Genomic DNA, 13231 nt, shown 5'->3' with positions numbered 1-13231 from the left:
AACATCTAAAGCGTCAGTGTTAATAATGTGGTGGTGGCGTTTCTTCAGCCTGAGTCGCCATATTACTCGGTTCCATGTCCTGCAACTTACCAATTAACATGTGAATTTGGTGTTGCTGGTGAGCCACCAGTCGATTTAATTTGATGACCTCTTGGTTTAATTCTTCGACTGTGAGCTCTTGAAAAGCCAATTTGGTTTCTAGATCTTCAATCTGTGCTTGTACGCCTTGCATGGCTAACCTCTATTTCTGCCAAGTTTCAACTAAGCCTTGGCTACTGATACTAACGACTTTATTGGTATCTCGAATTGCCACAGAGTATACAACGGCTCCTCGATTTTGGCTGTTTTTAGTGAGTGCAACCTGCCATTTTTCAATTTGTTTACCCGAGTCACGTTGCCAGAGTATAACTTCCCGCGCTGGCGTACCTGTTAATATCTGGCTGTCTTGTTTGATAAACCTCACCGCTGAAAAGTTCATTTGACGACGGGTAATATCCAGCTTGTTTAATAGCTTACCGCTTGTGTTATCCCAGATCTTTGCTTCATCTGTGCTGCCATTGGTAAAACTTAAACTACCACTGTCGTTGAGTGCCACTTTGGTTATACGGCTGCCGAGTGTCCACGTATGAAGCGGTTGGCCAGTTTGTGCCTGCCAGAGAATCGCCTGCATATCATTTGACCCCGTTAATGCTAATCGGCCATCAGCAGAGAGGGCAACACTATTGACGCGCTCTTTATGTCCAAGAAATTTGATTAAGGCAGATTTTTCGGCATTAAGCGACATGACTGAACCATCATTTAAACCAATAAGTAGTGCGCCATTATCGGCTACCGCGACACTTTCACCGGATGAAGGTAAGGACCACCAGCCCAAAGACTTACCGTCGGCTATTTTCCACATAGCAACTGAATCTCTGCTTAACGATGCTGCAAATATCCCGTTGGGAGAAATCGCTGTACCTGTGACGCCAGTATTAATATCGCCATGTATCCATTGGTATTTGAGGGTGTGGGTACTGAGATCCCAGCATTGAACTCCACTACTTTGAGTGGCAACTAAGGCGAATTGCCCATTACTTGATAGGCTCGCGCTATAGCTGGGCTCTGTTGTGAGAACACTGATATCTTCTGCTTTGGGGTGGCAAGCGATTAGAAAAACTGTGCAAATTACCAGCAGTAGATTTTTCTTCATGAACTTGCTCCCTAAGTTGTTGTCTTTAGACTTGATCAAGTGACATTAATCACTGTTAACCCATAAAGAATCTAGTTGGTATAACCGAGATAACTAGTATAAAGTTGTCACGCTTAGGTTATTGTAACCGCTTGAGGATGCTGAGGAAGCTTTAATGAAATCGATTTATAAATTATCGTTAGTTGCATTGGCTATTATTGGCCTATCTGCTTGTAATCAAGAAGAAAAAGCAGCTACGAGTACAAATGTTGAATTAACGACTGAAGCTCAAAAAGAAGCTTACAGTGTAGGCGCTTCAATCGGTCGTTATATGTCTGGCCATATCAAAGAGCAAGAAGAATTAGGCCTGCCAGTTGATCGCACTCTGATCGTCACTGGTTTCACTAATGGTCTGAATGACCAATTAAGTTTAACCGAAGAAGAAATGCAAACCATTCTTCAAGGTCTAGATAAAAAGTTAAACGATAAACGTCAGGAACAAGCAACAGCGATTTCTGCGAAAAATATCGAAGATGGTAAAAAATTCCTTGAAGAAAACAAGGTTAAGCCTGGTGTAGTGACAACTGAGTCTGGCTTACAATATGAAGTATTAACTCCAGGCACGGGTGAAAAGCCTGCCGCAGAAGACACTGTAGAAGTGGATTATGTCGGTACTTTACTTGATGGTACTGAGTTTGATAGTTCTTATAAACGCGGCGAAGCGGCTAAGTTCCCTTTGAATCGCGTTATTCCAGGTTGGACTGAAGGCGTGCAATTAATGCCTGTTGGCGCTAAGTACAAGTTTGTGATCCCATCGGAATTAGCCTATGGCGTACGTGATACTGGTACTATTCCACCAAACTCTACGTTGATTTTCGAAGTTGAGTTGAAATCAATCGAGAAAGCTTCTGCGGCGCCAGTAGCTGAACCTGCTAAAAAGTAATTGATTAGCTGCGACGTGTAATACGCCGCGATTGAAAATACCGCTCCTAAATGAGCGGTATTTTTTTGTCTGTAAAATTCGCATTATTGTTTTAATATTTAGCTCACTATCTTACAGCCATTGGTTCTCAGACTGGCTCTATGTTTCATTTTTATACCCATTATCAACATTAATCTGCTGCAATAACCAAGGGTATAAATCATCCACTTTAGCAGTTTGACTGTTATGTTTATTTCAAAATAATGAATGCTAAATTAAGTTTTAATTATATCCATTACCTTTTAAGGACCCGTGTTCCTTATATTTTATTGGGTATTGCATACCGAATAATATCATCAAAATATCACATTAAAATATTGATTGTTATTTAAGCAGGATGCCAAATGCTTTGAGCTTATGTGTATTGCTCTTACTGTTTGTTTTTACATGGCTAATACTTTTGATTTACCATCCTGTTCTGTTAGGTGAACAGTGAGGTGTCTATAATTAGTTACTCATCAATGTGTTACATTGGCAATGTGCGATCTTGCCCTCTTTTTTTACGCATTCAACTCTGAAATAATCCGCTCGCACGTTAATAGAAGTTAGCGGCAATATTATAATAATGGGGTTGATGATATGGATAATGTTAATAAATTAACGGCTATTTCTTTAGCTGTTGCAGCGGCTTTGCCTATGATGGCAAGCGCAGATGTGATGATCACCGAATATGTTGAAGGTAGCTCAAATAATAAAGCGATTGAACTGTATAACAGCGGCGATACGGCAATTGATCTCGCGGGTTATAAACTGGTTCGTTATAAAGATGGTGCTACTGTTGCGTCGGATATGGTGGCTTTAGGTGGTCAAACTATTGCGGCAAAATCGACAAAAGTTATTTTAAATACTAGCGGTACTATTACTGTTGCTCAAGGGGTTGATAGTTACTCTGGTAGTTTAAGTTTTAATGGCGGTGATGCGGTTGCCTTAATGAAAGATGATGCAGTCATCGATATTATTGGTGATGTGCCGACGCCAACGGGTTGGGGATTAGACGTTACCTTAAAACGTAAATTAGATGCGTTAGTGGCGAATACAGTATTTAATGCCGCCCAGTGGGAACAATTACCTAAAGATACCTTCTCTGGTTTAGGTTCTCTAGAAACGCCTGCTGAGCCAGAAGTGCCGCTCTTTAGCTGTACTGGCGCTAAAATTGTGCCTATTTATCAAGTACAAGGTGCGGGCGAGTCGAGCCCATTTGTACCAGCAGGGGCATTCGAATCTGAAGCCGAAGTGACTGTGCGTGGCGTAGTGACTGCCCGTGGTGAAAGCTTGTTTAAAGGTTTTTACTTACAAGAAGTTAAGGGTGATAACTCACCGTATACCTCTGATGGTGTATTTGTATTCTTAGGTGAAGCTGCACCTGAAGCGATTCAACCAGGGGTTGAAGTGTGTGTGCAGGGTAAAGTGAAAGAATACTTTGGCCTAACTCAAATCGATATTAAAGCCGATAAGAAATTTGATGTTGGCGCTAAGGGTGAAGTCCCTGTTGCCGCACCTTTCTATGTGGCCGATGGCGAAACCTTAGCGCAAGCATTAGAGCGCTATGAAGGCATGAATGTGGCCTTAGATGCGGGCAGCGATCTTAAAATCAGCCGCACCTTCAGCTTCGACTATGCGGGTAGTCGCAATAACATGCTAGTGTCATATCAAGCACCTTTGATGAAGCCGACACAGCTGTATCCAGCGCTTTCTGCTGAAGCAACGGCATTAGTTAAATCTAACCGCGAAAACCAACTCTTTATCGAATCCGATTACAAGCCTGCCAATGGTGTTATTCCATACTTCCCTGATTTCAATGTGGAAACGGGTTACATCCGTGTTGGCGATCAACTGACTAACCTGCAAGGTGTGATTGGTTACAGCTACGGCGCTTATCGTTTAGTGGCGACTAATACTATTACAGCGGGTGATTTTATCCGTGGTGACGATAGAACCGAAGCCCCAAGTGTTGCAACTAAGGGAGATCTGCGCGTGGCTAGCTTTAACGTGCTGAACTTCTTTAACGATGTTGATGGTGGCGATACCAATCCATCAGGCAGTAACCGTGGCGCCCTAACGCTGGAAGAAATGGTGCTACAACGTACTAAAATCGTTAGCGCTATTACCGCCATGAACGCCGATATCGTCGGTTTGATGGAAATTGCTAACAACGGTTTTGGTGAGAAGAGTGCGATTAAGGATTTAGTCGATGCACTAAATGACAAGCAGACGCCTGAAAACGCCTATAGCTTTGTTGAAATCACCGATGCTGATAAGTATGACGGCAAGTACTTTGGCACAGATGCGATTACTGTCGGCATGTTATACCGTGGTGGTAAAGTGGCTTTAGCGGGGGCAGCACAAGTTATCGGTACTCCAGAACAGCACGCCAGTGCTGGCAGCGTGACTCGCACAAAAGATGGCAAAACTGAGACTAACCCTGGCAATGATGCTTATCAACGTCACAGCTTAGCGCAAACCTTTAAAATCCATGATGAGTCTCTGACCGTAGTCGTTAACCATTTGAAATCTAAAGGCTCAGGCTGTTTAGAAGATTGGGCTAACTTCGAAGAGTCAGTTGATCCGGCCGATCAACAGGGCAAGTGTAATGCTTTCCGCGTATCTGCAGCCAAAGTCTTGGGTGAAACGCTAAAAGACGTGAAAGGCGACTTACTGATCATCGGTGATATGAATGCCTATGGTATGGAGGATCCTATCCGTGTACTAACCGACTTCGATGCGAGCAAGTCAGAGCGTGACATCCTGACCGCTTCGTGGACGACGCTCGACGGCAAAGTGTTTGAACGCCAAGGCAGCAAGATTGAAAAAGGTTATGGCTTTATCAACTTGAACACGAAAGCCCACGGTGCAAGCACTTTCTCTTATAGCTATAACGGCGAGTTAGGTAACTTAGATCATGCTTTAGCCAATGCTAGCTTAGCCAAACGTTTAGTGGATATTGAAGATTGGCATATCAACTCAGTGGAATCTAGCCTGTTTGAATACGGTAAGAAGTTCTCTGGTGATCTGGCTAAATCTGAAAATGCTTTTTCTGCATCGGATCATGATCCTGTGATTGTTGCTTTAAGTTATCCTGCGCCAGTAGTGCCGCCAAAACCTGAGCCAAAGCCTAAAGATGATGGCGGTGCTTTAGGTTATTTAGGTTTAGCACTGATGTCCTTGTTTGGTTTGCAGCGTCGTCGCCGTTAACCTGTATATGGGGTTAACTCACAAGTGCAATTTGTGAGCTAGACTGAAACAAAGGGATGGTTAACCATCCCTTTTTTATCTCTTTTTTTCAGTTTTTATTAGGAGTGAGTATGGATACCACCTCAAATCCGCTGAAAACCATGAATATCAAGGCGCCACTGTGGTTTTACTTTGTCGCAACGCTCAGTTTGTTGTGGAATATCATGGGGCTGATGGCTTTTGTTATGCAAATGACTATGACGCCAGATGCACTGGCACAGATGAGCCCAGATCAAATTACACTCTATGAAACAACGCCAATTTGGATTGATGCTGTGTTTGGCTTTGCCGTAGTTTCAGGGGTTCTAGGATGTCTATTATTGTTATTCAGAAAATTAATTGCTTATAAAGTGTTGGTCGCCTCGCTTATCGCTATTTTGTTGCAAATGACCTATGTATTTTGCATTCAGCAAGCGGCTGTGGTGCTAGGAGCCGACGCGTTAATTATGCCAAGTGTAGTCGTGGTGTGGGGATTATTTCTTGTCTGGTTTAGTCAGCTAAGTACCACTAAATCTTGGTTAGTTTGAGCCTTATTTTTGCCGATATAGATGTGACTAGCTGAGAGTAAACTAGTTGAACTTCATCCACTTCACAGTAAACTGCTGATTGGTTTTATTGACTAGGAAGTTGCAATGAGTATTTGGTTTAGAGCTGTAACGTTAGAGGATTGCGCGCGTTTAGACGCCGGTATGGGTGGCAAAGGCACCTTGATGCAGACTTTAGGAATTGAGATCAGTGAGATTGGCGACGATTACATGAAGGCCACTATGCCAGCCAGTCCGGCGGTGCATAACCCTTTGGGCATAGTGCATGGTGGCGCGAATGTCGCGCTTGCTGAAACCGTTGCTAGCTATGCGGCAAATTTCGCGGTGGATTTTGAGCAGTACTATTGTGTCGGTCAAGAAATTAACGCTAACCACTTACGGGCTTCCCGTAATGGGGTATTAACCGCCACGGCTAAGCCTATCCACTTAGGGAAGCGCAGCTCTGTATGGGAGATTTTAATCCACAACAGTGCGGGTGAACTGACTTGTATTTCACGGATGACGGCGGCTGTCGTTAAACGCTAAATGCAATGAGCCAGCTTATTACCTGTGGTGTGATTGGCGTATCAATCGTTTGATTTAAATAATATATAGATAAGGATTGGATATGGATAACGCTACAATTTGGGAATGGGTTGGTTATTTAGCTTCAGTGGTCGTTGCAATATCACTGATGATGTCAAACATTAAGAAACTGCGCTGGTGGAATCTCATTGGTGCGGCTTTATTTGTGGCCTACGGTGTGGCAATTGGGGCTTATCCTGTTGCCTTAGTTAACTTTTTTATCGTGCTGATTGATACTTATTATTTGGTTAAGCTTTATCGTGAAGCTGACTTATCCAGCAGTTAATGGTGTATCAGCTTAACTCCGCTTTCTCGCACCGCACTTCGCTCCATTGTCCTGAGCAGCTATTTGGTTTTTCAACAGCATCTTAAGTGATGTGAGCGGACCATTGGCTGTGAGTCCGTGTAATTCATTAACTGTCTTGCCAAACCCATTCTTAATCTTTTTTTTAGATTATGAAAATCTAGTTTAATCGTTTTATTCTAAAGTGGTAATTCTCTATTCTTGCTCCATCGACAACACGTCGCAGCCAAGGAGATAAACCATGGCCACCATTTACGATTTAATTGAAACCTGGTTAACCAGCAATCAAGACTAAGGAGCAGGGCATGAGTCAACAACATCAAACAAGTCAGTACTTAACGAGCCAAAACGGTGCCCCAGTGGCCGATGATCAAAACTCACTGTCGGCGGGTGAACGTGGTCCTTTGCTATTACAAGATTGGCATTTAATTGAAAAGTTAGCCCATTTCAACCGTGAGCGTATTCCTGAACGTATCGTGCATGCCAAAGGTACAGGGGTTTACGGCACATTTACGCTGACTAAAGATTTAAGCGATTACACCATTGCTGACCATTTCAATGGTGTTGGTAAGCAAACCGAAACCTTTATTCGTTTCTCAACCGTAGGTGGAGAAATGGGTTCTGCCGACGCAGAGCGCGATCCACGTGGCTTTGGTTTACGTTTTTATACTGCCCGTGGTAATCACGATATCGTGGGTAACAATACGCCGACCTTTTTCTTGCGAGATGGGATTAAGTTTCCAGACTTTATTCATACGCAAAAGCGTAATCCTAAGACAAACTTAAAAGATCCGCAGGCTATGTGGGACTTTTGGTCATTGAATCCTGAAGCTATGCATCAAGTAACCATTTTGATGTCGGATCGTGGTATTCCGGCGAACTACCGTCAAATGCATGGTTATGGTTCACACACTTTCTCGCTGTGGAATGCCAAGGGCGAGCGTTTCTGGGTGAAGTTCCACTTTAAATCGCAGCAAGGCGTGGTCAACTTAACTAATGAACAGGCTGATAAATTAAAAGGGATTGATCCCGATTCATCACAGCGCGATATGGTGGTTGCTATTACTGATGGAAACTTCCCGCGTTGGACGGTTAATGTGCAGATTATGCCTGAGGCAGATGCCAATACTTACCATATCAATCCATTTGATTTAACTAAGGTTTGGCCGCATAGCGACTATCCATTACTTGAGATTGGTGTATTAGAACTGAATCGTCTGCCACAAAACTACTTTGCTGAAGTTGAGCAAGTGGCATTGGCACCTAGTAATTTGGTCCCAGGCGTCGGGGCTTCACCAGACAAGATGTTACAAGCGCGTTTATTTGCCTACGCCGATGCGCAGCGTTACCGCATTGGTGCTAACTACAACCAATTGCCAGTGAATTGCCCGCATGCCGCTAAGGCAAATCACCATCAACGTGCAGGTGCGATGGCGGGTACACAATGTCCTTATCATGGCAGTCAAACTGGTGGCGACGCTTCGGCAAACTATGGCCCGAACAGCACTGCTGATGCCTTGGTTGAGCCAGTAAACTTTAGCGAACCACCATTGCGTTTAGAAGGTGAAGCGGCGCGTTACAGTCGTTATAACCAAGACGATTATACCCAAGCGGGTAATTTGTATCGCATCTTCTCTGAAGCTGAGAAAGCGCGCCTAGTGGCAACAATTTCGGGTTCATTAAGTCAAGCGAGTTTAGATGTGCAGCAACGTATGGTGGCGCATTTTACTCAAGCCGATGCGGATTACGGACAACGTATTAAACTGGCATTAGGTCTTTAAACTATTGCTGTTGCGAATGTTTGAATAATAGTAGAAACGATAAAACTGAGTAGAAAGCCTCTACTCAGTTTTTATTATCAGCGACAATAATATTAACATTCTCGTTAATGTGCTCTTAGGCCGCGATGAGTGCCGCGTTAGGGCTATTTAGCTGCTTTAACAATCCAAATGCTTGCTGCATTTTATCCTCGGTTACGATAAATCCTATAAATGTTTCATCCACGTCGAATGCTTTAATACTGCTTCCTTGAGCATCAATATCGACTTGCCAGCGATGGACGCCATTCACTGTTATACCGCTGAGTTGCATAGGTAACAGTGGCGTTTTCACTTTAATGAGCATGGCGGGAAAATTCACTGCTGTCGGTTGGTTCAGTAATGTGTTCGCCAGCGCATTGGCGCTCAGTAACGCAGGTTGCAAATAGGCCCTATTTTGGCCGTTGATTTGGGCGCAATCACCTAGCGCATAAATATGGGCATCGTTGGTTTGTAAGTATTCGTTAACGACGATACCTTTATTGACCTCTAGCCCCGCATGCTGGGCAAGTTGGCTGTTAGGGAGAAGTCCCGCTGCACAGATAACCGCATCACAAATAAACCGCTGGTCATTATCTAGGCACACAGAGATACTGCCATCTTGGTGTTGCAGTTGGCTGACTCGGGTTTGCAATTGCACTGTGACGTTATGCTGCGTTAGTACAGCGGTCAGTTTGTGGTTTAACATTTCGGGTAGCATATTCGGCATTAAGCTCGCTTGTGGATCGACCAAAAACACTTGCTTACCTGCAGTTGCTAAGTCCATTGCCAATTCAACTCCGACCAAACCAGCACCGATAACCAGTACTCTCCTCGCGCCATGGATGTCTGCTTCGCAGGCCTGATATTCTATTAAGCTGTTAACTGTGTGGATGATATCGACGCCATCTCCCTCTATAGGTGGAATAAAGGGTCGTGCACCCGTGGCAAGCACTAATTTTTTGTACACAATTTCGCGTCCTTGATGGCAACAGACTACCTGACGAACTTTATCTATTTTTATGACTTCACAGTGATTTATTACATCAATTTGTTGCTCATGTGCAAATTCAGTCGCGGTCAATTTTATGAGGTCTGACGCCATTTTTTTATGGCTAAACACATGGCTTAAATCTGGTTTATGGTATTCGTCACCAGAGTCGGCTGTGATAACTGTAATCGGTTGTTCGCGGTTTAAACGTCGCAGTGTTTTGACTAGCTGATATGCCGCGAATCCACTGCCGATAATGACGATAGGTTTAGACATTAGTCACCTCATTTTTTATGACAGCGAAAACGCTTTTACCTAGGCCACATTCGGGACAGAGGAAGTCTTCGGCCACTTGAGTCCAAGGTGTGCCAGCAATGACATCTTGATTAGGTTCTCCTTTTTCAGGGTCGTAAATCCATTGGCAAACAGTGCAAATCATTGATTGTGTATCATTTAATTCGCACGCTTTTGTTGCAATCGGTGCTGTCACAGGGACGTTATTAGTAGCAGTATTTTCAGCTGTTTGACTGGCCGTGGTGGCTTGGCTAGGTTTTGACATGACTTGATTAATGATAGAGCGACTATTAGCGCTATCAAGGGGCCGCAATGCCCATTCTCGCGCGATTCGCTGGCCGTGCTGACGGCATTCTTGCATCGCATCTCGATCGGGACGCCATTTGACTTTTAATCCCACCGAGGTTTCAAAACCAGCATCCATCAAACGAGTGTGAATTCTATCGACTGCGCCGCCATTCCAGCCATAACTACCAAAAGCTGCCGCCTTTTTATTGCGAAAACGCAGGCCCGTGATTTCTTCAAGCATGGCGGCAATTTTAGGCATCATCACATTATTCATGGTGGATGAGCCGACTAAAATACCTTTTGACCTAAATGCCTGTGCAAGGATTTCGTTTTTATCATGACGTGCGACGTTATACACTTTTACCGCTACATTGGGGTCAACATCATGGATACCTTGAGCAATACCGTCGGCCATCATGCGAGTATTATTGGACATAGAGTCGTAGAAAATCGTGATGCGGTCTTCTTGATAAGCGTCGGCCCAAGCTAAATATTGGTGAATAATTTGGGCAGGATTATCACGCCACACAATGCCGTGTGAAGTTGCGATCATATCTACAGGTAAATTAAAGCTTAATACTTCGTGAATTTTAGCCGTCACTAGGCTGCTAAAGGGCGTTAAAATGTTTGAGTAGTACCGTAGGCATTGTTCCATTAATTCATTTTGATCAACCTCATCATTGAATAAATGTTCGTCGCAATAGTGTTGGCCAAAGGCATCGTTACTGAATAAAACCGCATCTTCGGTGAGGTATGTCATCATGCTATCTGGCCAATGCAACATAGGTGCTTCGATAAATATCAGTTGCTTACCATTGCCTATCGCTAAACTATCCCCTGTCTTTACGGTAATGAAATTCCATTCTGGGTGGTGGTGATGTCCTACAATGGAGTCGACCGCATTTTCACTGCAGTAAATTGGAGTGTTAGGAATTTTGGCCATTAATGCAGTCAGGGCGCCTGAGTGGTCTTCCTCTGCATGGTTCATCACAATATAGTCTATGTCGGTTAAATTAATTTCAGCTTCAAGATTTTGTAAGAATTGCTGGCTAAACCGATGATCAACTGTATCTATTAACACGGTTTTTTCTTCACGGATAAGGTAGCTATTGTAGCTTGTGCCTTTAGTTATCTTGTACTCAGTACCATGAAAATCTTGCACTTCCCAATCGCGTTGACCCACCCAGTGGATATTGTTTTTTACATGAATAGTCATAAATACACCTGTGATAATTAATAATGAATGCGCTACGTAAATCTTGCTTATTTAGTTAAATCTCTTATTGCACTCACTATGCCAACATTCTAAGGTGTTGATTTTTATTTGTATTAATGTATTTCAACATTTGAAATTACTTACTGGTGTCATAATGACAATTTGATATTGGTCAAATTGACATTACACTATTGTCAATATGACTTTATTTGACTGTGGATGTGCTATGAGTGCCCATGCTGATTTAACTCAGTTAGCCTTAGATTTGACTGTCGGCGTGTCGACGCAAGACAGGTTTGAGCGTTTGTTGGCAGTGGTCAGGCGGCGTGTCAATTGTGATGCTGCGGCATTATTGGCATTTCGGGAGCAGCAATTTGTCCCCTTGGCGATAGATGGGCTCTTTGCCGAAGTGTTAGGGCGGCGCTTTCAAATTAGTGAACATCCGAGATTAGAGGCTATCGCCCGTGCTGGCGATGTGGTTCGTTTCCCGGCCGACAGTGAACTTCCTGATCCGTATGATGGTTTAATTCCACATCATAGTGCGAACTTACATGTACATGCTTGCATTGGTTTACCACTAATCGCGAACGATCGCTTAATTGGGGCGCTCACCATTGATGGTTTCAACCCTCATCAGTTTGATGGTTTTAGTGATAGCGAGTTGCGTGTGATCAGCGCACTGGCCGCAGCCAGTCTTAATACTGCGTTATTGATGCAACAGCTAGAATCCCAAGTTGTTGAAGTTTCCAATGGCACTGAGGTGCTCAATCGTCCTGCTAGTCAGCAGGAGATCATAGGGCAATCCACACAGATCCAATCGCTAAAGCAGCAGATAAGTGCCGTGGCAGGCACTGACTTATCGGTATTAATTACCGGCGAAACTGGCGTGGGTAAGGAGTTAGTGGCCGCGGCGATACATAATCAATCGACCAGAGCCGATAAATCACTTATCTATTTGAACTGCGCTGCATTGCCTGAGTCCGTCGCCGAAAGCGAGTTATTTGGGCATGTAAAAGGGGCATTTACGGGGGCAATCAGTCATAGGCAAGGCAAGTTTGAACTCGCTGACAAGGGGACCTTGTTTTTAGATGAAATCGGGGAGCTTCCCTTGGGGCTGCAAGCTAAGTTATTGAGGGTTTTACAATACGGTGAATTACAGCGAGTGGGCAGTGATAAGAGCCTAAAAGTTAATACTCGGATTATTGCCGCCACTAATCGAATTTTGCACCAAGAGGCAACGGAAGGGCGTTTTCGTTTCGACCTTTACCATAGGTTGAGCGTGTTTCCTATCCACGTAGCACCATTAAGAGAGCGTGGGCAAGATATTGTCATGCTGACAGGTTTTTTTCTTGAACGTTGTAAAGCGAAGTTAGGACTCACCCATATCAATATCACACCCGCAGCACAGCAGTTATTAGAGCAATACACGTGGCCGGGTAATGTGCGTGAGCTAGAGCATTCGATACACAGGGCTGCGGTGTTGGCGAAAGCCGAGCTAAAAACGGCTTACATCAGCTTAAGTAATAAACATTTTCAGCTCGATTCTTTGATGAATCAAGCACACAAAACAGTCGACGAAGATAGGCCATCAGATGCCGCAACGCCAGCCAGTGAATTAGCATTTAGGTCTGAGTCGGCCTGTCGTGAGGGACAATCGCAAGATAATTCCAGTGTTATGCTGGGGCTTAAGGCTGCGACTGAGAGATATCAGCGTCAACTTATTCGTCAAGTTTTAGCCGCGAATCAACAAAATTGGGCTGCGTGTGCAAGAATATTGCAAATCGATACAGGTAATTTGCACCGACTTGCAAAACGGTTAGGTTTAAAAGAATAAAATATTGCGTGAAGA

General features: G+C 43.9%; 11 protein-coding genes. 7 read left to right on the top strand and 4 right to left on the bottom strand.

All coding sequences use genetic code 11. The annotated features are described in order from the left end of the window. Positions 1 to 19: 19 nt before the first annotated feature. Both L5M38_RS05255 and L5M38_RS05250 read right to left on the bottom strand, forming a co-directional pair. Entirely contained in the window at positions 20 to 232 is a 213-nt protein-coding gene (locus L5M38_RS05255; RefSeq protein ID WP_006080410.1) for a SlyX family protein, read from the bottom strand. A gap of 9 nt (positions 233 to 241) precedes the next feature. Then, a complete protein-coding gene (locus L5M38_RS05250) occupies positions 242 to 1192 on the bottom strand; it encodes a WD40 repeat domain-containing protein (protein WP_263178506.1) in 951 nt (316 codons plus the stop codon). A 154-nt stretch (positions 1193 to 1346) separates the two neighbouring features. On the opposite strand from L5M38_RS05250, the gene fkpA reads away from it, so the two are divergent. From fkpA to katB, 6 genes are all read left to right on the top strand, one after another. Beyond that, positions 1347 to 2114: an FKBP-type peptidyl-prolyl cis-trans isomerase gene (gene fkpA, locus L5M38_RS05245; RefSeq protein ID WP_105250047.1), complete on the top strand. Its 768-nt coding sequence runs from the start codon at positions 1347 to 1349 to the stop codon at positions 2112 to 2114. A gap of 618 nt (positions 2115 to 2732) precedes the next feature. Next, positions 2733 to 5345 (top strand): extracellular exonuclease ExeM, encoded by a 2613-nt coding sequence (exeM, locus tag L5M38_RS05240; RefSeq protein ID WP_168824918.1) that lies wholly within the window; start codon positions 2733 to 2735, stop codon positions 5343 to 5345. Between the two features lie 110 nt (positions 5346 to 5455). Continuing rightward, entirely contained in the window at positions 5456 to 5911 is a 456-nt protein-coding gene (locus tag L5M38_RS05235; protein ID WP_168824920.1) for a hypothetical protein, read from the top strand. A gap of 105 nt (positions 5912 to 6016) precedes the next feature. Further along, entirely contained in the window at positions 6017 to 6454 is a 438-nt protein-coding gene (locus L5M38_RS05230) for a PaaI family thioesterase (RefSeq protein ID WP_028761594.1), read from the top strand. An 82-nt stretch (positions 6455 to 6536) separates the two neighbouring features. After that, positions 6537 to 6779: a YgjV family protein gene (locus tag L5M38_RS05225; protein WP_028761593.1), complete on the top strand. Its 243-nt coding sequence runs from the start codon at positions 6537 to 6539 to the stop codon at positions 6777 to 6779. Positions 6780 to 7102: 323 nt separating this feature from the next. Further along, positions 7103 to 8578, top strand: a complete 1476-nt coding sequence (gene katB / locus L5M38_RS05220) for a catalase KatB (RefSeq protein WP_173246491.1) — start codon at positions 7103 to 7105, stop codon at positions 8576 to 8578. Between the two features lie 115 nt (positions 8579 to 8693). Here katB and norW read toward each other — a convergent pair whose 3' ends face one another. Both norW and norV read right to left on the bottom strand, forming a co-directional pair. After that, a complete protein-coding gene (gene norW / locus L5M38_RS05215) occupies positions 8694 to 9860 on the bottom strand; it encodes an NADH:flavorubredoxin reductase NorW (protein WP_263178505.1) in 1167 nt (388 codons plus the stop codon). Continuing rightward, positions 9853 to 11382: an anaerobic nitric oxide reductase flavorubredoxin gene (gene norV / locus L5M38_RS05210; RefSeq protein ID WP_173497349.1), complete on the bottom strand. Its 1530-nt coding sequence runs from the start codon at positions 11380 to 11382 to the stop codon at positions 9853 to 9855. The genes norW and norV overlap by 8 nt, the downstream gene beginning before the upstream one ends. A gap of 226 nt (positions 11383 to 11608) precedes the next feature. On the opposite strand from norV, the gene norR reads away from it, so the two are divergent. Beyond that, complete coding sequence (gene norR, locus L5M38_RS05205) at positions 11609 to 13216, top strand: nitric oxide reductase transcriptional regulator NorR (protein WP_113939855.1); 1608 nt, start codon at positions 11609 to 11611, stop codon at positions 13214 to 13216. Positions 13217 to 13231: the final 15 nt, after the last annotated feature.

This window comes from Shewanella sp. SM101 (assembly GCF_025654465.1).
GTDB lineage: Bacteria > Pseudomonadota > Gammaproteobacteria > Enterobacterales > Shewanellaceae > Shewanella > Shewanella oncorhynchi.
The sequence above is the reverse complement of the archived record's forward strand: the minus strand, read 5'-3'. Positions and strand labels throughout refer to the sequence as shown.